Genomic DNA, 21,899 nt, shown 5'->3' on the forward strand with positions numbered 1-21,899 from the left:
GCTTCAGGCAACCCTTTTCGAAAGCAGCAGGCGGTAGAGTTCAACGTATTTGTCGGCGCTCTTGTCCCAGGAGACATCGGCCTTCATGCCCTGGCGCTGGATCTGTTCCCAGACGGCCGGGCTCGAATGCGCATCGACCAGCCGGCGGATGGCGTGCAGCATGGCGCCGCCACTATTGGGCGCGAACTGGAAGCCGGTGGCGACACCGGCCGAGATCGCTGCTTCATTGGCGTCGATGATGGTGTCGGCAAGGCCGCCGGTGCGGGCGACGACCGGCACGCAGCCATAGCGTAGGCCGTAAAGCTGGGTCAGCCCGCAAGGCTCGAAGCGCGACGGGATGACGATGGCGTCGCAGCCGCCCTGCATGGTGTGGGAAAGCTCCTCGTCATAGCCGACGACGACGCCGACACGGCCGCGATGGCGGGCGGTGGCAGCCAGCAGCGCGCCTTCCAGGCCGGCGTCGCCTGAGCCGAGGATCGCCAGCCGCGCGCCGGTGGCGACGACGCCGTCGACCACAGCCGCCAGTATGTCCATGCCCTTCTGCCAGGTCAGCCGGCTGACGACGCAGACGATCGGACTGTCGTCGCGCTCGAGGCTGAAGCGGTCCTCGACAACCGCCCGGTTGGGAAGCCGAGCCTTGAGCGTCGCGGCGGAGTAGGCCGACACCAGATGCTTGTCGGTCTCCGGGTTCCAGATGTCGGTGTCGATGCCGTTGACGATGCCGTAGAGGTCGGAAGAGCGCATGTTGATCAGGCCGTCGAGGCCCATGCCGAATTCCGGCGAGCGGATTTCCTGGGCATAGGTGGGGCTCACCGTGGTGATCGCCCAGGCCGCCTGCAGGCCGGCCTTGAGGAAGCCGACGCCGCCATAGTATTCGACGCCGTCGAGCGCCATCGCCGCGGCCGGCAAGCCGAGCTCGCCAAAAATGCCGGCGCCGAACTGACCCTGGAAGGCAAGGTTGTGAACCGTGATCAGCGACGGCACGCCGACCGCCTTGCCGTAGCGCATATAGGCCAGCGTCATCGCCGACTGCCAGTCATGGGCGTGGACGAGATCCGGCTGGTAGCCGGAAATGGCGCCGCCGGCGATATCGCCACCGACCTGGCTCAGCGCGGCAAAACGCCGCCAATTGTCGGGCCAATCGGCGCCGGCCGCATTGCCGTAAGGGCCGCCGGGACGGTCGTAGAGATGCGGCGCGTCGAGCACGAACAGGTCAAGCCCGGCGATCTTGACGGCATGGACCGAAGCCTTGCCGCCCTGCAGCAGCGGGTATTGGTAGACAGCCTTCTTTTTCTTGAAGGCGTCCATCACCTGGGGAAAGCCGGGGATGAGCGTGCGCATGGTCACGCCCTTGGCGGCCAGCGCGATCGGCAATGCGCCGGTCACGTCGGCAAGTCCGCCGGTCTTGATCAGCGGGAATATCTCGGGCGTGACCGACAGAACCTGCATGCGTTTATGGTACCCCGTCTTACAGCTTCAGCTTGTCGATCATGTCCTGCGTGACCAGGCAGATGCCCTTTTCCGAAACCCGGAAACGCTTGGCGTCGAGAACAGGGTCTTCGCCAACCACCAGCCCTTCCGGTATCCTTACACCGTGGTCGATGACGACGCGCTTCAACTTTGCGTTCCGGCCGACATGAACGTCGGGCAGCATGACGACCTCTTCCAGCGTCGAATAGGAGTTGATGCGCGCGCCGGTGAAGATCAGGCTGCGCTTCAGCGAAGCACCCGAGACGATGCAATCGCCTGAGACCAGCGAGGAGACGGCCGAACCGCGCCGGCCATCCTCGTCATGCACGAACTTTGCCGGCGGCTTCAATTCGGCATAGGTCCAGATCGGCCAGTCGCGGTCGTAGAGGTCGAGTTCGGGAGTGATGTCGGTCAGGTCGATATTGGCTTCCCAGTAGGCGTCGACCGTGCCGACATCGCGCCAATAGGCCTCGTTCTCGGCCGTCGAGCGCACGCAGGATTTGGCGAAACGGTGCGCGATCGCCTTACCGTGCTGTACGATGTAGGGGATGATGTCCTTGCCGAAGTCGCGGCTTGAACCCGGCTCGGCGGCATCGCGGCGCAGCTGCTCCATCAGGAACTTGGTCTTGAAGACATAGATGCCCATCGAAGCCAGCGCGAATTCCGGCTTGTCGGGAATGCCGGGCGGGTCGGCGGGCTTTTCGACGAAGGCGATGATGTTGTCCTTGCCGTCGACATGCATGACACCGAAGCCGGTCGCTTCCATGCGCGGCACTTCGAGGCAACCGACGGTGACGTCGGCATTGGCGTCGACGTGCTGACGCAGCATCAGCTCGTAGTCCATCTTGTAGATGTGGTCGCCGGCGAGGATGACCATGTATTCGGGGCCATAGGCTTCGATAATATCGATGTTCTGGTAGACGGCGTCGGCGGTGCCTTCATACCACTGCGTTTCCGAGACACGCTGGCTGGCCGGCAGGATGTCGAAGCTTTCGTTTCGCTCCGGCCGCAGGAAGTTCCAGCCGCGCTGCAGGTGGCGGATCAGCGAATGCGCCTTGTACTGGGTGGCGACACCGAGGCGGCGGATGCCGGAATTCAGCGCATTGGACAGCGCGAAATCGATGATGCGCGTCTTGCCGCCGAAATAGACAGCCGGCTTGGCCCTGCGGTCGGTCAATTCCTTGAGCCGGCTGCCGCGGCCGCCGGCCAGCACATAGGCCATGGCATCGCGCGCCAGCGGCTGGGTTCTCTTCAAGTCTGCCATTTTTACCCTCCCAAATTACCAGTCTGGAGCATCGCCCGGTCCGCAACGAGTCGACGGACCTAATCCGAAACGAGTTGACGGATCTAGTCCGCAACGAGTTGACGGACCTAGTCCGCAACGAGTTCAAGCATGATCGTCGACAGCGGCGGCAAAAGCATCGTTGCCGAAATGCCTCCTCCTTCCGCCCTGGCTTCGACCACACCGCCATTGCCCTTGCCCGAACCACCGTAGTCCGAAGCGTCGGTGTTGATGATTTCGCGCCATTTGCCGACCTTGGGCAATGGCACGCGATAATTGTCGCGCGGCACTGGCGTGAAGTTGGAAATGACGGCGATCGGGTTGCCGCCGGGCGCGCTGCGCAGCCAGGCGAAGACCGAGTTTTCCTTGTCGTCGACGATCAGCCAGGAGAAGCCGTCCGGCTCGCAGTCGCGTGCATGCAGCGCTGGGCGCGAGCGATAGAGATAGTTGAGGTCGCGCACCGTCTGCCAGACGCCGCGATGCGGGTGGAAGTCGAGCAGGTTCCAGTCGAGCGCGCGCGCCTCGCTCCACTCGCGGCGCTGGGCGAATTCCTGGCCCATGAACAACAGCTTCTTGCCGGGATAGCCCCACATGAAGGCGTAAAAGGCGCGCAAAGTCGCGAACTTCTGCCAGTCGTCGCCGGCCATCTTGCCGAGCAGCGTGCCCTTGCCGTGCACGACCTCGTCATGGGACAGCGGCAGCACGAAATTCTCGGAGAAGGCGTAGGTCAGGCCGAAGGTCAGGTCGTTGTGGTGATGTTTGCGGAAGATCGGCTCCTTGGCGAAATACTCCAGCGTGTCGTGCATGAAGCCCATGTTCCATTTGAAGCCGAAGCCCAGCCCGCCTTCATGCACCGGGGCCGAGACCTTCGGCCATGAGGTCGATTCCTCGGCGATGGTCATCACGCCGGGATGGTGGCCGTAGACCTCCCTGTTCATCTTCTGCAGGAAGGACACCGCTTCGAGGTTTTCGCGGCCGCCCTTCTCGTTGGGGATCCATTCGCCGGCCTTGCGCGAATAATCGAGGTAGAGCATCGAGGCCACCGCGTCGACGCGCAAACCGTCGACATGGTATTTCTCGGCCCAGAACAGCGCGTTGTTGACGAGGAACGACACCACCTCGCGGCGGCCGAAATTGTAGATCGCGGTGTTCCAGTCGGGATGAAAACCCTTGCGCGGATCGGCATGCTCATAAAGCGCTGTGCCGTCGAAATTGGCCAGGCCATGCGCGTCGACCGGGAAATGCGCCGGCACCCAGTCGAGGATGACGCCGACGCCGGCGCGGTGCGCACCGTCGACGAAACGGGCGAAGCCGTCGGGGTCGCCGAATCGCGCCGAGGGGGCATAAAGTCCGGTTGTCTGATAACCCCATGACGGGTCATAGGGATGTTNCGGGGTCGCCGAATCGCGCCGAGGGGGCATAAAGTCCGGTTGTCTGATAACCCCATGACGGGTCATAGGGATGTTCGGAGATCGGCAGGAACTCGATGTGGGTGAAGCCGGTCTCGACAGCATAGGGGATGAGCTGGTTGGCGAGTTCGTCCCATGACAGGAAGCTGCCATCATCGTGCTGCTGCCACGAACCGGCATGGACCTCGTAGATCGATATGGCTTCGCGCCGCGGATCGGCCTTTCGCCAGTAATTGCGATGCGCCTCGTCGCCCCATTCATGCGCCGGCGGCACCGCCGTCACGGATGCTGTGGCCGGGCGCAGTTCAGACTTGAAGGCGAACGGATCGGCCTTGAGCGGCAGGCGCACGCCGTCGGGGGCAATGATCTCGTATTTGTAGGGGTGGCCGGCGCCGATATCGGGAATGAACAGCTCCCAGATGCCGGTGTCGCGGCGGTCGCGCATCGTATGGCGGCGGCCGTCCCATTCGTTGAAGTCGCCGACCACGGAGACGCGCCTTGCATTGGGCGCCCAGACGGCGAAATGGACGCCCGACGCGCCTTCATGGTCGAGGAGATGGGCGCCGAGCTTGTCGAACAGCCTGAGGTGCGACCCTTGCGCGATATAGTAGTCGTCCATCGGGCCGAGCACCGGGCCGAAGGAATAGGGATCGGTCAGCCACCAGTCGCCGCCGGCATTTTTGGCGTGATAGCGCAGCGGCTGACGCTTCTTGATCGACAGTCTGCCTTCGAAGAAACCGGCGTCGTCGCGCCGCGTGAGTTCGCCGGCGTTCTTGCCGGCCAGCGTGTATGCGGTGACGAACTCGGCATTGGGGACGAAGCAGCGGGCAACCAGGCTCTTGCCGGCATCATGCACGCCCAGGATTGCAAAAGGATCGCCATGCGTGCCTGCAACAATTGCGGCGACATCGCCGGCTGACGCCAGCCCGTCCGACCCGCTCGTCGTCGCGGTCGCGCGCGGTTTCTTCATCAGGCGGCGTCCCTCCCTGGGAACCAGTTCTTGTGCACAAGACCCATTGTCGTGGCCTCATGCAATCATATCAGGCGGGCACGTTCCAGATTTCTTTCGCATATTGGCGGATCGTGCGATCGGAAGAGAACCAGCCGACCCGGGCAACGTTGCGGATAGCGCGCGCGTACCAATCGGGGCTGTTGCGCCAGACGGCGTCGACATCGCGCTGGGCGGCGGCATAGGCGTCGAAATCCGCCGCCACCATGAACCAGTCGCTGTTGTAGAGACCGTCGACCAGCTCGCGGTAGCGATCCGGCTGGTCGGGCGAGAACACGCCCGACGATACTGCGGCGACAGCCTGCGCCAATTCAGGGGAGCCCTCGATCACGGCGCGCGGGTTGTAGCCATTGCTGCGCCGCTCGGCGACTTCCGCCGTGCTCAGGCCGAAGATGAAGATGTTGTCGTCGCCAACGCATTCCTTGATCTCGACATTGGCGCCGTCGAGCGTACCGATGGTCAAGGCGCCGTTCAGCGCGAACTTCATGTTGCCGGTGCCCGACGCCTCCATGCCGGCAGTCGAAATCTGCTCGGACAGGTCGGCGGCCGGCATCATCACCTCGGCCAGGCTGACATTGTAGTTCGGCACGAACACCACTTTCAGCAGCCCGCGTACCGACGGGTCGCTGTTGATGACCTTGGCGACGTCGTTGGCCAGTTTGATGATCAGCTTGGCATTGTGGTAGCTGGGCGCCGCCTTGCCGCCGAAGAATTTGACGCGCGGCATCCAGTCCTGCTCGGGATGCGAGCGGATCTGATCGTAGAGCGCGATCGCTTCCAGGATGTTGAGCAGCTGGCGCTTGTATTCGTGGATGCGCTTGACCTGGATGTCGAACAGCGCCGACGGGTCGAGCTTGATGCCGAGCCGGTCGGCGACCAGATTGGCGAGCTTGATCTTGTTGGAGCGCTTGACGGCGGCGAACTTGTCGCGGAAGGCGGCGTCACCGGCAAAGGCTTCGAGCCCCTTGATGGCGTCGATGTCGTCGAGGAAACGGTCCCCGATCGCCGCGCGGGCGAGCGCGGTGAGGCCTGGATTGCACTGGATCAGCCAGCGCCGTGGCGTGATGCCGTTGGTCTTGTTGTTGATGCGATCGGGATAGAGCTTGTGGAGATCGGCAAACACCGTCTCCTTCATCAGTTCGGTGTGCAACGCCGACACGCCATTGATCGAGTGCGAGCCGACAAAGGCCAGGTTACCCATGCGCACGCGGCGGTCGCCATTTTCCTGGATCAGCGAGATGCGGCTGATCTGCTCATTGGAAAACTGGTTGGTGGCGCGGGCCTCAAGCAAAACCTGCGCATTGATGGCGTAGACGATCTGCATATGGCGCGGCAAAAGCCGTTCGAACAGCGGCACCGGCCAGCTTTCCAGCGCCTCGGGCAGCAGCGTGTGGTTGGTGTAGCCGAAGGTGCGCTTGGTAATATCCCAGGCCTGGTCGAAATCCATGCCATGGACGTCCATCAGCAGGCGCATCAGCTCCGGCACGGCGATCGCCGGATGGGTGTCATTGAGGTGGATCGCCGCCTTGTCGGGCAGCGAGGCGAGATCGCCATACTGGCTGAGATGGCGCTGGACGATGTCCTGCAGCGACGCGGTGGAGAAGAAATATTCCTGCCGCAGCCGCAGTTCCTGGCCGGCCTTGTGGGAATCGGCGGGGTAAAGCACGCGCGACAAGGCATCGGCCTTGTTGCTTTCGGCCAGCGCGCCGATGTGGTCGCCGGCGTTGAACTTGTCGAGCAGGATCGGATCGACCGGCATGCCGGACCAAAGCCGCAGCGTGTTGACGCGGTTGGCCCGCCAGCCAACCACCGGGGTGTCGTAGGCGACGGCCTGGACATGCTCGGTCGGCTTCCAGACGTGACGTTCGAGCCGGCCATCCTTGGAGGTGATCGATTCCACCGAGCCGCCGAAGCCGACTTCGAAGGCGCGTTCGCGGCGCTCGAACTCCCAGGGGTTGCCGTGGTCGAGCCAGGTTTCGGGCAGTTCGACCTGCCAGCCATCATGGATCTCCTGGCGGAACATGCCGTTGGCGTAGCGAATGCCGTAGCCATGCGCGGGAATGTCGACGGTCGCCATGCTTTCCATGAAGCAGGCGGCGAGCCGGCCGAGACCGCCATTGCCGAGCGCTGCATCCGGTTCGAGCCCGGCGATGAGGTCGAGGTCGACGCCCAGCGACTTGAGCGCTTCTCGCATATTGTCCATCAGGCCGAGATTGGAGAAGGCATCGCGCATAAGCCGGCCGATGAGGAATTCGAGCGACAGGTAATAGACGCGCTTTTCCTGCTGGGCGTAGGCCTCCTGCGTCGCCTGCATCCAGTGATCGACGATGCGGTCGCGCACGACCTTGATCGAGGCGGTCAGCCAATCATATTGCGTGGCAACGGACGTGCCTTTGCCGACCCGGTATTTGAGAGCCAGCAAGACTTCGTCGGCCAGCGTCTTGGGATCGGGTATTTCGAGATCGGGGGCTTTGGCTGTCATTGTTCGCGTCATACTGCCTCTCGTGATCGTGCTGCGATCATACCGGCTTTCGCTCTCAGTCCCAGCCTATCCTAGTGCATCGCAACATACGTTCAATCGATTTAGACCAGCATGCCGCCAGTTCCCCTGCGGCAATTTATCCGTCGAGCGGATCAGGCAGCGAGTGCAGCCTCCGGCGGAACCTTCGCTCCCGTCATGAAGGCGACGGCGTCGGACATGGTATATTGCTTGGGATCGATGACGCAGAGGCGACGTCCCAGCCGATGGATGTGGATACGGTCGGCCACTTCGAAGACATGCGGCATGTTGTGCGAGATCAGCACGATCGGCAGGCCTCTTTTCTTGACATCGAGGATCAGTTCCAGCACGCGGCGGCTCTCCTTGACGCCGAGTGCCGCGGTCGGCTCGTCCATGATCACCACGCGGCTGCCGAAAGCGGCGGCGCGCGCCACTGCCACGCCCTGACGCTGGCCGCCCGACAGCGTTTCCACCGCCTGGCTGATGTTCTGGATGGTCATCAGGCCAAGCTCGGTCAGCTTGTCGCGGGCGCGCTTTTCCATTGCCGGCCGGTCCAGCATGCGAAGCCAGTCGCCGAGGAAGCCGGGTTTGCGGATCTCGCGGCCGAGGAACATGTTGTCGGCGATCGACAGGGCCGGCGACAAAGCCAGGTTTTGGTAGACCGTCTCGATGCCCGCCTCGCGCGCCTCCATGGGCGATTTAAAAGCGACAGCCTTGCCTTCAAGACGGATCTCGCCTTCGTCGGGCACGGCGGCGCCGGAAATCGCCTTGATCAGCGATGATTTGCCGGCGCCATTGTCTCCGATGACGGCCAGGATTTCGCCGGGGTAGAGGTCGAAGTCGGCATTGTCGAGGGCGGTGACACGGCCATAGCGCTTGATCAGGCCGCGCGCGGTGAGGATGGGTTCCACGGTCATGCCGAAACCTTTCTGATCCATTGGTCGATCGCCACGGCGCCGATGATCAGCACACCGGTGAGCAGCACCTTCCATTGTGGATCGGCGCCCAGCATGTTGAGGCCCATCGAGACGACACCGACGATCATCGCGCCGAAAAGCGTGCCCAGAATTGAGCCGCGCCCGCCGAACAGTGAAATGCCGCCGATCACCGTCGCGGTTATCGCCTGCAGGTTGTAGTCGGTGACGGCGGCTGACGGTGAGATCGAGCCGTTGCGGCCGATGGAAACCCAGGCAGCGAAAGCTGCGATCAACCCGGCAAGGGTGTAGACCGTCATCAACACCTTCTTGGTCTGGATGCCAGACAGCTTCGCCGCCTCCTGATCATCACCAACGGCGTAGACGTGGCGGCCCCAGGCGGTGTGATTGAGCACGTACCAGAGGATCAAAACGAGCACGACCGTGGCGATGACGCCCAGTGTCAGCACCGCCGTGCCGATCTTGAAACTCAGGGCAAAGAGATGCAGCAGCGGCGCCTGGGCGTCGACATCGGTATCGCGGATCGTCTCGTTGGCCGAATAGATGAAGTTCGTCGCCATGACGATGTTCCAGGTGCCGAGCGTGACGATGAACGGCGGCAGCTTCATGTAGGCGACCAGCAAACCGTTGAGCAGGCCGCAGGCTGCGCCGGCGGCAAGCCCGATGGGCACTGCGAGCACGGCCGGCATGCCGTAGCTGACCGCGCAATTGCCCATGATCACGGCCGAAATCACCATGATCACGCCGATCGACAGGTCGATGCCGGCGGTCAGGATGACCAGTGTCTGCGCGGCACCGAGGATGCCGACGATGGCGATCTGCTGCAGGATCAGCGTCAGCGTATAGGATGAGAAGAAACGCCCGCCAATGGCGATGCCGAAAATTACGATCGACAGGACCAGCACAATCAGCGGCACCGCCGCCGGCGTGGAGTGCAGGAAATGCTGGATGCGCTTGACGGCCGATTTGTGCTCGTCAAAGGCGGCAACGCTTGTGTCGCTGCTCGAGAGAACCTTCTCGAATTCCTGTGCTTGAGCCATGTTTCCTCCCCTGGGCTTCAGCTCCATGCCGATACCCGCTCGCGCCTGTCCGGTCTGTTGCCGGGATTATTCGCGTGACGCATCGTCCACCCGAAGCGGCCGGGGATCAAGCCCCCGGCCGTCAGCTTGCCGCTGGCTGTCAGGCAGCCATCAGCCCCAGCACTTGGCGAGGCCTTCCTTGGTGTCGATCGACTTCACGCCATTGGCCGGCTTGTCGGTGACGAGGTTGACGCCGGTGTCGAAGAAGTTCTTGCCTTCGGTCGGCTTCGGCTTGGCGCCGTCCTTGGCGAAGGCGGCGATCGCCTCGATGCCGAGTGCCGCCATCTGCAGCGGGTATTGCTGCGAGGTGGCGCCAATGACGCCTTCGGTCACCGACTTCACACCGGGGCAGCCGCCATCGACCGAGACGATCAGCACCTGGCTTTCGAGACCGACCGCCTTGAGCGCCTGGTAGGCGCCGACAGCGGCGGGCTCGTTGATGGTGTGGATGACGGTGATGGAGTTGTCCTTCTGCAGAAGGTTTTCCATCGCCTTGCGGCCGCCTTCTTCATTGCCGTTGGTGACGTCGTGGCCGACGATGCGGGCATCGTCCTCATCGCCGATCTTGTTGGGATCCTTCACGTCGATGCCGAAGCCCATCATGAAGCCCTGGTCGCGCAGCACATCCACGGTCGGCTGTGAGGGGGTCAGGTCGAGGAAGCCGATCTTGGCGTCCTTGGCCTTGTCGCCGAGGGTCGCGGCTGCCCAGGCGCCGATCAGCTTGCCGGCTTCCAGATTGTCCGTCGCGAAGGTCGCGTCGGCGGCATCGATCGGGTCCAGCGGGGTATCGAGCGCGATCACCAGCAGGCCGGCGTCACGCGCCTTCTTCACCGTCGGCACAATGCCCTTGGTGTCGGACGCGGTGATCAGGATGCCCTTGGCGCCGTCGGCGATGCAGCTTTCGATCGCCGCCACCTGGCTCTCGCTATCGCCGTCGATCTTGCCGGCATAGGTCTTGAGGTCGACGCCAAGTTCCTTGGCCTTGGCGGTCGCGCCCTCCTTCATCTTGACGAAGAAGGGGTTGGTGTCGGTCTTGGTGATCAGGCAGGCGCCGACGCCGGCGGCCGATGCTGTCGAAGCAAACGCCATCAGGCCGAGGCCCGCCGCGGCGAACACGGTGGACTTCAATAAAGCTTTGGTCACGATCTTCCTCCCATGGAACCATGCGGATGCCGCCAACCGGCATCTCGAGCGCATCCACTGAAGTTCTCCCAGTGTGGACGCGCCCTCAAATGACACCAGCGGGAGCCGCCTGTCAATAATTAAATCACTCTTATTTATTATTGACAGCTTTGCGCGGTTCACTCATTCTGCCGCAAAAGCAGTAAGAATAAACCAAGGGAAGGAACAAGGGTGGAGACCGGCATTGCGAGGCACGGTTCGCCCGAGGCGGCCGCCAGCCGTCTCCACCGTGGCACCAACCAGAGCGGCATGCGCGACCACAATGAGCGGCTGGTGCTGTCGTTGGTTCGCCAGCACGGCAGCTTGGCCAAATCAGACATTGCGCGCATGACCGGGCTTTCAGCGCAGACCGTCTCGGTCATCATGCGCGAACTGGAGGAAGACAGCCTGCTGCTGCGCCAGGCGCCGTTGCGCGGCAAGATCGGCCAGCCCTCCATCCCGATGGCGCTGAACCCCGAAGGCGCCTTCTTCATCGGCCTCAAGATCGGCCGCCGCAGCGCCGAACTGGTGCTGATCGATTTCCTCGGAACTGTGCGTTCCATGCTGCAGCACTCCTACCGCTATCCGGCGCCGCGCGAGACGGTTGAGTTCGTCACCGAAGGCATGAAGACGATGCGCGCCGAACTGACACCTGCGCAGGACAAGCGCATTGCCGGGCTCGGCATCGCCATGCCGTTCGAACTGTGGAACTGGGCCGACACCGCCGGCGCGCCGCGCGACATCATGGACGAATGGCGCCATCGCGACATCCGTGCCGACATCCAGGCGCAGTGCGAATTCCCGGTCTATCTGCAGAATGACGCCACCTCCGCCTGCGGCGCCGAACTGGTGTTCGGCCAGACCGGCGGGGCGCGCGACTTCGTCTATTTCTATATCGGCGCCTTTGCCGGCGGCGGCATCGTGCTCAACGGCCGGCTGTTCGGCGGGCCAACCGGAAATGCCGGGGCGCTGGGTTCGATGCCGGTGCCGGGACCAGACGGCAAGCCGACGCAGCTCATCGACGTCGCCTCGATCGCCATGCTGGAAAAGGCGCTTAACGCACGCGGCATTGACGGCTCCTATCTCTGGACCTCGCCGCAGGAATGGGGCGAGATCGGCGCCGATCTGGACGACTGGATTGCCACCGCCTCGCAGGCGCTTGCCTACGCCATTGTCGCGGCGTCCTCGGTGATCGATTTCGAGGCCGCGGTGATCGACGGCTGGATGCCGCTCGCTGTCCGGCGCCGGCTCGTCGATGCGATCAGGCAGGCGATCGGTACGATCGATGGCGAAGGGCTGAAGCTTCCGGTGGTGCGCGAAGGCACCGTCGGCATCCATGCCCGCGCGCTGGGCGGCGCCAGCCTGCCGCTGTCCGAACGCTTCCTCATCGGTTCGACCACGATTTCCAGGAGCATCTGAATGCTGATCGGTATTCCGTCGCTGCTCGGTCCGGAGCTTCTGGCGACATTGCGCGCCATGGGCCATGGCGACGAGATCGCGCTCGTCGACGGCAACTATCCGGCGGAAGAACAGGCAAACCGGCTGATCCGCGCCGACGGTCTTCACCTCATACCGGTGCTTGACGCCATTTTGAGCGTGCTGCCGGTGGACGACTTCGTGCCGGAAGCGCTGTTTCGTGCCTCGGTAAAAGGCGATCCCTCGGTCGCCGATCCGGTCCACCATGAAATCGAAACGATCTGCACCAGGCGCGCGCCGGGCCGCAAGGTGGTTGCGCTGGCGGGCGCCGACTTCTATGCACGCGTCCGGTCGGCATATGCGATCGTCGGGACCAGCGAACCCCGGCTCTACGCCAACATCATCATCCGCAAGGGCGTGATCTATCCGCCGGAGAACAAGAAATCATGATCCTCTGCTGCGGCGAAGCCCTGATCGACATGCTGCCGCGCACCACGACACAGGGCGAGCCGGCCTTTGCGCCCTATGTCGGCGGCGCGGTGTTCAACACGGCGATCGCGCTTGGCCGCCTCGGCGCGCCCGCCGGCTTCTTTTCCGGCCTGTCGTCGGATCTGTTCGGCGGCCAGTTCCGCGAGGCGCTCGGCGCAAGCAAGGTCAGCTCCACCTATGCGCACACCTCCCCTCGCCCGACCACGCTCGCCTTCGTGCGGCTCACCAACGGCCAGGCGACCTACACTTTCTACGACGAAAACACCGCCGGGCGCATGCTGACGACAGAGGATCTGCCGAAACTGGGCGCCGAGATCGAAGCCATGCTGTTTGGCGCCATCAGCCTGATTTCGGACCCGGCGGGTGCTGCCTACGAAGAATTCATGAAACGCGAGCACGAACGCCGCGTCATGATGCTCGACCCCAACATCCGGCCGAACTTCATCCCCGACAAAGCCAAGCACCTCCGGCGCATCCGCTCGATGATGGCGATGGCCGACATCGTGAAGCTATCGGATGAGGATCTGCACTGGTTCGGCGAGGCCGGCTCGCATGAGGACGTCATCCGCAACTGGCTGGATCGCGGCCCGAAGCTGATCGTCGTTACCCACGGCAGCGAAGGTGCCGTCGGCTACAGCAGGGAACACAAGGTCACGGTGATGCCGCATAAGGTGGAGGTGGTCGACACGGTCGGCGCCGGCGACACTTTCAATGCCGGCATTCTGGCCTCGCTGCACGAGCAAGGCCTGCTCACCAAGGCCGGGATCGGCGGCCTTTCGGAGGACGCCATCCGTCAGGCGCTGGCGCTCGGCGCCAAAGCGGCGGCGGTGACCGTGTCGCGGGCCGGCGCCAACCCGCCCTGGCGGCACGAAATCGCCTGATCCACGCTTAGTCCGCCGCCAGCCGCTGCAAGCAGCCGATCACTTTATGTTTCCGCGAGCCGGAAAGACGCACTGAATTAGCCGGATTAATAGGCGGCGAAGCCCGGATTTCCGGCATCTTGCGGCAATGCAGGGAAAGCCTGAAGTAACAGGCTGCGACACCTAGACAACCCGTCCCGCGGCCGGTCCGGCTTTCTAGACCGGCCCAACTCTGGTACCAGCGGCCCGGTTAAGTTGTTGTTTCTGTGCGTGTCATTGTCCCCGGGGCAGCCCGCACCACACCGTTTTTGAGGCCGACATGCAGTTCATCGATCTTGGCGCGCAGCGCGAACGTATCCGCGACCGGCTGAAGGCCGCGATCGACAATGTCGTCGAGGAAGGCCGCTATATCCTCGGACCGCAAGTCACCGAATTCGAAAACAAGCTCGCAGCCTATATCGGCACCAAGCATGTCGTGGCCTGCGCCAACGGCACCGACGCGCTGCTGTTGCCGCTGTTTGCCGCCGGTATCGGCCCCGGCGACGCGGTGTTCGTGCCGAGCTTCACCTTTGCCGCGACGGCGGAAGTGGTGGCGCTTGCCAAGGCCGAACCGGTTTTCGTCGATGTCGACGCCGAGACCTACAACATCGACATCGCCAGCCTCGAGGCGGCGATCGCCATGATCAAGAAGGAAGGCCGGCTGAAGCCGAAGGCGATTGTTCCCGTCGACCTGTTCGGGCTTGCCGCCGACTACGAGGCGATCATGGCGATTGCCAAGCGCGAAGGGCTGCTGGTGATCGAGGATGCGGCGCAGTCGATCGGCGGTTCGGCCGACGGCACAATGTGCGGCGCCTTCGGCCATGTCGGCTCGACCAGCTTCTATCCGGCCAAGCCGCTGGGCTGCTACGGCGATGGCGGCGCGATGTTCACCAATGACGACGCGCTGGCCGACCAGCTGCGCTCGTTTGCGTTCCACGGTAAGGGCGAGACGCAGTATGACAATGTCCGCGTCGGCATCAATTCACGCCTCGACACGATCCAGGCGGCGATCCTGATCGAGAAACTCGCCATCCTCGAAGACGAGATGGTCGCCCGCCAGGTGGTGGCCAAGCGCTACGCCGAAGGTCTCGGCGACATCGTCAAGACGTCACGCAATCTGGGCGGTGGCCGCTCGGCCTGGGCGCAATACGCCGTCGAGACGCCGAAGCGCGACGGGTTGAGGGCGCATCTCGGCGAAAAGGGCATCCCTTCGGTGATCTATTATGTGAAGCCGCTGCACGAGCAGGTCGCCTATCGCGACTATCCGCGCACGCCGACCGGGCTTGCGGTTTCGGAGGAACTGCCGAAGCGCATCCTGTGCCTGCCGATGCATCCCTATCTCAGCGAAGCCGACCAGGACCGCATCATCGAGACGATCCGCAACTACATTGGCTCGAACTCGGCGCATGTAGCGGCGGCGTAAGTTACGCCGCGTCCGCCGCCTTCCCGCTCGCAATAAAATGCGGGTTGGCGAAATCCTCGTCGTCGCTCTGTTTGCGCTTGCCATAGGTGAGCGGCTCGCCGTCCAGCGTGCGCGTCATGCCGCCGGCGGCGCGCAGTACGGCGTCGCCGGCCGCCGTGTCCCATTCCATGGTGCGGCCGAAGCGCGGATAGATGTCGGCTTCGGCTGCGGCGAGCAGGCAGAATTTCAGCGATGAGCCGACCGAGACGATCTCGGCGGCGCCGAGATCCTTGATGAAGGCTTCGGTCTCCGGGGTGTTGTGCGAGCGGCTGGCAACGACCGCCAGCGGCGTGACCGCCCTCCTAACCGAAATCCGCCGGCGGGCGACGATACGGAAGTCGCCATCGACCTCGATTGCTTCGGCCCAGCCCGGCCGTCCAGAGAAGAACCGCCCGCTGCACGGTGCGAAGACGACGCCGATCTCCGGCACGCCGTGCCGGACAAGCGCGATGTTGACGGTGAAATCGGTCCGGCGGTTGACGAATTCCTTCGTTCCATCGAGCGGATCGATCAGGAAGAAGGCGCCATCCAGATCGGGCGGCACAATGCCTTCGGCGACCTCTTCCTCGGCCACGCAGGGAACATCGGGATAGGCCGCACGCAGGCCGGCGAGGATGATCGTCTCGCTCTCGCGGTCGGCTTCCGTGACCGGCGAGGAGTCCGACTTGCTGTCGACCGCGCAGCCGGCCTTGAAGACCCGCATCACCTCGCGTCCGGCTTCGAGCGCCAGGCGCTCGAACACGTCGAGCATCACTTCGTCGTCAGATGCCGCCGCCGCTGTCATATTGGTCTTCGGCAATGTCGCGCTCATTCAGCCAGTGTTCCAGAGCCTCTACCATCTCCTCGGCCGTCTTGCCGAGTGTCTTGAGATGGATTTCGGGATTTTCGGGAGCTTCATACGGGGAATCGACGCCGGTGAAGTTCTTGATCTCGCCATTCAGCGCCCGTGCGTAAAGGCCTTTCGGGTCGCGTCGGGCGCATTCCTCGAACGGCGTATCGACGAACACTTCGACGAACTCGCCGTCGGCCATCAACTCCCTGGCCATGCGCCGCTCGGCGCTGAAGGGGGAAATGAAGGAGACGATGACGATCAGCCCGGCATCGGCCATCAGCTTTGCCACTTCGGCGACACGGCGGATGTTTTCGACCCGATCGGCGTCGGTGAAGCCGAGATCGCGGTTGAGGCCGTGGCGGACATTGTCGCCGTCGAGAATGTAGGTGTGACGCCCCGAAGCGAACAGCTTCTTCTCAAGCAGATTGGCGATGGTCGACTTGCCCGAGCCGGAAAGACCGGTGAACCAGAATACGGCGGGGCGCTGGCTCTTGAGGTCGGAGCGGCCGCGCTTGCCGACATCGAGCGACTGCCAATGGATGTTTTCGGCGCGGCGCAAGGAATGCAGGATCATGCCGGCGCCGACCGTGGCATTGGTGATGCGGTCGATCAGGATGAAGGCGCCGGTATCGCGGTTGTCGGCGAAGGTGTCGAAGGCGATCGGCGCCCGGGTCGAGATATTGCAGATGCCGACTTCGTTCATCTCGAGCGACTTCGCCGCCTCGCGAGCGAAGTCGTTGACGTTGACGCGGTATTTCAGGTCGGTGACGGTGGCGCTGGTCTGGTCGGTCTCGGTGCGCAGTATATAGGAGCGTCCCGGCAGCAGCGCTGCCTCGTCGAACCAGACGATGTTGGCGGCGAACTGGTCGGCGACCTGCGGCCGTGCCGCCGGCGACACCAGCATGTTGCCTCTGGAGACCTCGACCTCGTCATCGAGCACAAGGGTGATGGCCTGGCCGGCCACCGCCTGGGCAAGATCGCCGCCTTGCGCGACGATGCGCTTGACCCGCGAGGCCTTGCCGGATTTGGCGACCACCACCTCGTCGCCCTGCGCGACGGAGCCGGACGCGATGGTGCCGGCAAAGCCGCGGAAGTCGAGATTGGGCCGGTTGACATACTGCACCGGAAACCGGAACGGCAGTTCGACCGCGGCCTCGTCGACCGATATGGTTTCGAGATGCTCGATCAGCGACGGGCCGGAATACCACGCCGTCTTGCCGGAGCGGCTGGTGACATTGTCCCCATAGCGGGCCGACATCGGGATCGGCACGATCGTCTGGAAGCCGAGCTCGTGCGAGAACTGCCGGTAATCCTCGACGATACGGTCGAACACCGCCTGGTCGAAATCGACGAGGTCGATCTTGTTGACGGCAAGCACGATATGGCGGATGCCGAGCAGCGAAGCGATGATCGAGTGGCGCCGGGTCTGGCGCAGCACACCCTGGCGCGCATCGATCAGCACGATGGCGAGATCGGCAGTCGATGCGCCGGTCGCCATGTTGCGGGTGTACTGTTCATGGCCGGGGGTGTCGGCGACGATGAACTTGCGCTTGGGCGTGGCGAAGAAGCGGTAGGCGACGTCGATGGTGATGCCTTGCTCGCGCTCGGCCTCGAGGCCGTCGACCAGAAGCGCGAAGTCGATGTCGTCGCCAGTGGTGCCGTGCTTGCGGGAATCGCGCTCGAGTGCGGCGAGCTGGTCCTCGAAGATCTGCTTTGTGTCGGACAGAAGACGGCCGATCAGCGTCGACTTGCCGTCGTCGACCGAGCCGCAGGTGAGGAAGCGCAGCAGCGACTTCTTCTCCTGCGCCGCCATGTATTCGCGCACGCCGTCGGTGGGAGCGAGGCTCTTGGCCAGGATATGGCGCATGCTCAGAAATATCCCTCGCGCTTCTTCTTTTCCATCGAGCCGGCTTCATCGCGGTCGATGAGGCGGCCCTGGCGCTCGGAGGTGCGCGCCGTCAGCATCTCGCCGACGATGGCTTCGAGCGTGTCCGCGTCGGATTCGATGGCGCCGGTCAGCGGATAACAGCCGAGCGTGCGGAAACGCACCAGACGGTTCTCCATCGTCTCACCGGGGCGCAATTGCATGCGATCGTCATCCTTCATGATCAGCATGCCGTCGCGTTCGACCACCGGCCGCTCCTTGGCGAAATAGAGCGGCACGATCGGGATGTTTTCCTGCAGAATGTACTGCCAGATATCGAGCTCGGTCCAGTTCGACAGCGGAAACACGCGGATCGATTCGCCCGGCGCGATGCGGGTGTTGAAGATCTTCCACATCTCCGGCCGCTGGTTCTTCGGGTCCCAGACATGCTGGGCGTTGCGGAAGGAAAAGATGCGCTCCTTGGCGCGCGACTTCTCCTCGTCGCGCCGAGCCCCGCCGAAGGCAGCGTCAAAGCCGTATTTGTCGAGCGCCTGGCGCAACGCCACCGTCTTCATGACATGGGTGTGGGTGTTCGAGCCATGGTCAAAGGGGTTGATACCGTCGCGCACGCCGTCTTCATTGACGTGGACCAGCAGGTCGAAGCCGAGCTTCTGCGCCATCTGGTCGCGAAAGGCGATCATCTCGCGGAACTTCCAGGTGGTGTCGACATGCAGGAAGGGGAAAGGCGGCTTGGCCGGATAGAAGGCCTTCATCGCCAGATGCATCAGCACGGAGGAATCCTTGCCGACGGAATAGAGCATCACCGGCTTGGAGAAGGAGGCGGCAACCTCACGGAAGATGTGGATGGACTCGGCCTCGAGCCGCTGCAGGTGCGTAAGCGCGATGTTCATGGACTGTGAGCGTTCTCTCGTGCAATCCAGACCTTGCATCAGATGGATCGGGCGTCCTTTTCAGCCGCCCGGTTCAAGCTTCACTGCTGGACACTATCGGTTCGTGCCGGCGTTCTAGCAGATCGCCACCTGATATAACAACGCTGGAAAGGCCGGCGGCCACACCGATCGGCAACGAATTTTCCATGAAAAGCCTAGAATCCGAAAATTCCTGCCCGACGGAGCGATAGCATTCAAAGGCCGGGAAAAATCTTGCCTGGACCGAAAGAAACGCCGGCCGGACCTCGTCGCACTTTCGAAAACCGCACCCAGCCGCTATACCGGCTCCTGAACCTGCGCCGGGCGGCATGCCGCAAATGCCGCCGCCAAACATTGTCCGTCGCCACGCGACCCAGCGCATTGTGAACCAGAGCATTGACCCCGATCTCCGCCATCAAGCAGCACGTTTCGCCGTCACGGATCAACGTCACCTTCTCCATTTTGTGCTTCTTTTTCCCTCCGGTACTGGGATCGGCGGTCAGCTTTTTGTTCAATGGCGGCGGCCTGTGGTCGGTGCTTCTGCTTGCGCTGAAAAGACGGCGTTTCAACATCGACCGGCCGATGACCGCGATGACGGTGGCCATCTATGCCTATTGCGCAGCCAGCGTGCTCGCCTCCATCGTCAACAATTCGATCGCCAGGGATGCGCCGCATCTGGCAGGGCTGATCACCTTCCTGTTTTTCCCTGTCTCATACGCGACCTGGAGCATTACCGAGAAAACCACGCTGACGCGCATCGTCGTGCTGGCGAGCGCCGCCGCCTGTTTTGGCGCCCTGCTGCTGGCGGTCGTGCAATATCACGGGCTGGGCATACGGGCCGAAGGCGGCGCCGGCAATCCGATCGTGTTCGCGACCGTCGCCTGCCTCAGCATGATGATGTGCCTGGCAGGCGCCTTATCGGGTGTCGAAAAGAACAGGGCGTTGCTGGCCTGCGCGACACTGGCCGGCGCGGTCGACATTGTCTATTCGGGGTCGCGGATCATCTGGCTGGCGATGCTGGTGGCCGGCATCGCGGTCCTGCTGATCAACCGTCGCAAGCTCAACAACAGAAACGCCATTCGGCTTTTGCTGATTGCGGGCGCGATCGGCATCGTTATCGCGGTCATTGGTCTCCCCATCATTTCCGAGCGCGCGGCCTTCCTGTTCAGCGACTGGGATGCGCTCGCCACGAAGGGCGACCACACGACCGCGCTCGGCTTGCGCGCAGCACTTTGGCAGATTGGGCTGAGCGCCTTCCACGACATGCCGATTTTCGGTCACGGCATTGCTGCAAGCCGTGAGCTGATAAAGGATGGATTCCACAATCAGTTCCACATGCCGTCCACGGGCTTCAGCCATTTTCACAATGGCTTCCTGACTGCATTGGTGGAGGCCGGGCTGCTTGGAGCCGTAACGCTCGCGGCTGTGTTCTTCGTTGCCGCGAGAAACGCGGCCATCGTGCTGCGCACCAGCACGGACGCGATCGAGCGGTTCGGCGCCACGATGATTGTCGTCACTGCGATCACCTACCTCATCGGCGGCCTGACCGGCATTCTGGTCGGCCACGACATCCTCGATGCCACACTGATGGTGTTCCTGGTGTCCGGGACATATCTTGCATCGGGCCGGCAACAAATGCTGCCGGAACAACAGGCACCGGCCCCGGCGCCCCAGGCAAGCCGGCCGTGAAAGTGCTGGTCACAGGCGCGACGGGTTTCATCGGCAGGCAGGTCGTCAACCAGCTGCGCGAAGCCGGGTTCGGGGTGCGCATGGCATCGCGCCACCCGGAACGGCTCGATCCCGTGAGCGATGCGGTTTTGTTGCCGGACTTCGACGCACCGGCTCAGGCATACCAGGCGCTGATGCGAGATATCACCCATGTCGTCCACTGTGCGGCGCTCAACAATGACCGCAAGGCGAGCGAAGCCGACTTCATGGCAGCCAACGCGACACTGACCGCGCAGCTGGCGCGCGCGGCCGCCTCGCGGACAAGCGGGCGCTTCATCTATCTGTCGTCGATCCGGGCAGTAGCCGGTCCCGGTTTCAGCGGAACGATCAGCGAGGCGACGCTCCCTGCCCCGCAATGCGCCTACGGGCGCTCGAAACGCGAAGGCGAGATCAAGACACTGGAAGCCTATGCGTCCAGGCCCTCCGATGCCACGGCGCTGCGCCTGCCGCCGGTCTATGGCGAAGGCATGAAGGGAAACCTGCGTGGAATGATGCGGGCTGCCGCCATTGCCTTACCATTGCCCTTAGGCGCTTTCACCGCAGTTCGTTCGCTGATATCGCGCGACGCGGTGGCTGGCGCCGTGGCGCATCTTTTGACTCGTCCCACGCCACCGCGCCCGACCTATGTCCTGGGCGATGCTTCCCCCGTTGCGATGTTCGAAATCTTGACTGCATTCAGGCACGGATACGACGTTCCGACCCGGCTCGTTCCTGTGCCGGCCTGGCCATTCAGGCTGTTCGCCACACTGCTTGGCAGAAAAGCAGCGTACGACGCTTCCATGGCGACACAGATTTGCGACCCGTCACTGCTGATCTCGGAAGGCTGGATGCCGGAAACCGACACGCTCGGCCGGATTGAGGAACTTGCACGACAGGCCCGTCAGGTCCGGTAGATTGTGCCAAGCAGGATTTTGACGTCGAGTCCGATCGAGGCCCCCCTGAGATATTCGGCATCCGTTTCGGCGCAGAGTTTCGGATCCGACATGTCGATGCCTTTCATCTGTGCCAGCCCGGTAATGCCCGGAAGTGCGGCAAGCACACCCAATTGCCTGCGGCGTTCGATCAATTCGGTTTGCGTGGGCAGGCATGGACGCGGCCCAACCAGGCTCATCTCGCCCTTGAGCACGTTCCAGAGCTGCGGCAGCTCGTCGATCTTGAATTTCCGCAGCACCTTGCCGACGGCAGTGACGGAAATTGCCGGCGCCTGATGCGAGGGCAGAGACGGCGTTCCCACAACCATCGTGCGCAGCTTGTGGCAGGCAAACGGCACCCCGTGCTGGCCGACACGGGTTTGAGAGAAGAGTGCCGGTCCAGGCGACGTCGTCCTGATTGCCAGCATGGCAAGCAGGACGAAAGGCGAGGCCAGTGGCAGCAGCAGCGCCGCCACCGCCAGGTCGAAAGCTCGCTTGGGTTCCCTCATGGCCGTGTCTGCATG

At 63.2% G+C, this 21,899-nt stretch carries 16 protein-coding genes and 1 pseudogene; 6 read left to right on the forward strand and 11 right to left on the reverse strand.

Annotated features, from left to right (window positions below; genetic code table 11):
• Nucleotides 1-3 precede the first annotated feature (3 nt).
• The 7 genes and pseudogenes from glgA to X756_RS140005 form a co-directional block, all read right to left on the reverse strand.
• Nucleotides 4-1,449 (reverse strand): glycogen synthase GlgA, encoded by a 1,446-nt coding sequence (gene glgA / locus X756_RS140030; protein WP_023731349.1) that lies wholly within the window; start codon nt 1,447-1,449, stop codon nt 4-6.
• Between the two features lie 19 nt (nt 1,450-1,468).
• Nucleotides 1,469-2,734, reverse strand: coding sequence for a glucose-1-phosphate adenylyltransferase (gene glgC / locus X756_RS140025; RefSeq protein ID WP_023670729.1), 1,266 nt, complete (start codon nt 2,732-2,734; stop codon nt 1,469-1,471).
• A 107-nt stretch (nt 2,735-2,841) separates the two neighbouring features.
• Nucleotides 2,842-5,131 (reverse strand): annotated as a pseudogene (gene glgB / locus X756_RS01000000166020) (1,4-alpha-glucan branching enzyme).
• A gap of 70 nt (nt 5,132-5,201) precedes the next feature.
• On the reverse strand, nt 5,202-7,664 hold the full coding sequence (locus tag X756_RS140020; RefSeq protein ID WP_023670727.1) for a glycogen/starch/alpha-glucan phosphorylase: 2,463 nt from the start codon (nt 7,662-7,664) through the stop codon (nt 5,202-5,204).
• A 140-nt stretch (nt 7,665-7,804) separates the two neighbouring features.
• Nucleotides 7,805-8,587 carry an ATP-binding cassette domain-containing protein gene (locus X756_RS140015; protein WP_023670726.1) on the reverse strand — a complete coding sequence of 261 codons (783 nt, stop codon included), beginning with the start codon at nt 8,585-8,587 and terminating at the stop codon, nt 7,805-7,807.
• Nucleotides 8,584-9,645 (reverse strand): ABC transporter permease, encoded by a 1,062-nt coding sequence (locus X756_RS140010; RefSeq protein WP_023670725.1) that lies wholly within the window; start codon nt 9,643-9,645, stop codon nt 8,584-8,586. Before X756_RS140010 ends, X756_RS140015 begins: the two co-directional genes overlap by 4 nt.
• A 150-nt stretch (nt 9,646-9,795) precedes the next feature.
• Nucleotides 9,796-10,812, reverse strand: coding sequence for a sugar ABC transporter substrate-binding protein (locus tag X756_RS140005; RefSeq protein ID WP_023670724.1), 1,017 nt, complete (start codon nt 10,810-10,812; stop codon nt 9,796-9,798).
• Between the two features lie 225 nt (nt 10,813-11,037).
• Between X756_RS140005 and X756_RS140000 the strand changes: the two genes are divergently transcribed.
• From X756_RS140000 to X756_RS139985, 4 genes are all read left to right on the forward strand, one after another.
• Entirely contained in the window at nt 11,038-12,264 is a 1,227-nt protein-coding gene (locus X756_RS140000) for an ROK family transcriptional regulator (RefSeq protein ID WP_023692756.1), read from the forward strand.
• The gene (locus X756_RS139995; RefSeq protein WP_023684581.1) at nt 12,265-12,711 is read left to right on the forward strand and encodes an RbsD/FucU domain-containing protein; all 447 of its coding nucleotides are present in this window, start codon (nt 12,265-12,267) and stop codon (nt 12,709-12,711) included.
• Nucleotides 12,708-13,631, forward strand: a complete 924-nt coding sequence (locus X756_RS139990; protein WP_023684582.1) for a carbohydrate kinase — start codon at nt 12,708-12,710, stop codon at nt 13,629-13,631. Before X756_RS139995 ends, X756_RS139990 begins: the two co-directional genes overlap by 4 nt.
• A 298-nt stretch (nt 13,632-13,929) precedes the next feature.
• On the forward strand, nt 13,930-15,072 hold the full coding sequence (locus tag X756_RS139985; RefSeq protein ID WP_023692755.1) for a DegT/DnrJ/EryC1/StrS aminotransferase family protein: 1,143 nt from the start codon (nt 13,930-13,932) through the stop codon (nt 15,070-15,072).
• Between the two features lies 1 nt (nt 15,073).
• On the opposite strand, the gene cysQ is transcribed toward X756_RS139985, so the two are convergent.
• From cysQ to cysD, 3 genes are read right to left on the reverse strand one after another with little or no spacing between them, the layout of a single operon-like run.
• Nucleotides 15,074-15,862: a 3'(2'),5'-bisphosphate nucleotidase CysQ gene (gene cysQ, locus X756_RS139980; protein WP_031239434.1), complete on the reverse strand. Its 789-nt coding sequence runs from the start codon at nt 15,860-15,862 to the stop codon at nt 15,074-15,076.
• Between the two features lie 10 nt (nt 15,863-15,872).
• Nucleotides 15,873-17,810 (reverse strand): sulfate adenylyltransferase subunit CysN, encoded by a 1,938-nt coding sequence (gene cysN / locus X756_RS139975; RefSeq protein WP_023670718.1) that lies wholly within the window; start codon nt 17,808-17,810, stop codon nt 15,873-15,875.
• Nucleotides 17,811-17,812: 2 nt separating this feature from the next.
• Nucleotides 17,813-18,718 carry a sulfate adenylyltransferase subunit CysD gene (gene cysD / locus X756_RS139970; RefSeq protein WP_023670717.1) on the reverse strand — a complete coding sequence of 302 codons (906 nt, stop codon included), beginning with the start codon at nt 18,716-18,718 and terminating at the stop codon, nt 17,813-17,815.
• A gap of 414 nt (nt 18,719-19,132) precedes the next feature.
• On the opposite strand from cysD, the gene X756_RS139965 reads away from it, so the two are divergent.
• Together X756_RS139965 and X756_RS139960 are read left to right on the forward strand one after the other, a co-directional pair.
• Complete coding sequence (locus tag X756_RS139965) at nt 19,133-20,425, forward strand: O-antigen ligase family protein (protein WP_031198404.1); 1,293 nt, start codon at nt 19,133-19,135, stop codon at nt 20,423-20,425.
• A complete protein-coding gene (locus X756_RS139960) occupies nt 20,422-21,357 on the forward strand; it encodes an NAD-dependent epimerase/dehydratase family protein (protein ID WP_023670715.1) in 936 nt (311 codons plus the stop codon). Before X756_RS139965 ends, X756_RS139960 begins: the two co-directional genes overlap by 4 nt.
• Here the strand turns inward: X756_RS139960 and X756_RS139955 are convergent.
• Nucleotides 21,345-21,884, reverse strand: coding sequence for a sugar transferase (locus tag X756_RS139955; RefSeq protein ID WP_023670714.1), 540 nt, complete (start codon nt 21,882-21,884; stop codon nt 21,345-21,347). The genes X756_RS139960 and X756_RS139955 overlap by 13 nt on opposite strands.
• Between the last annotated feature and the right edge of the window lie 15 nt (nt 21,885-21,899).

Source organism: Mesorhizobium sp. LNJC405B00 (genome assembly GCF_000502615.1).
Classification (GTDB): Bacteria; Pseudomonadota; Alphaproteobacteria; order Rhizobiales; family Rhizobiaceae; genus Mesorhizobium.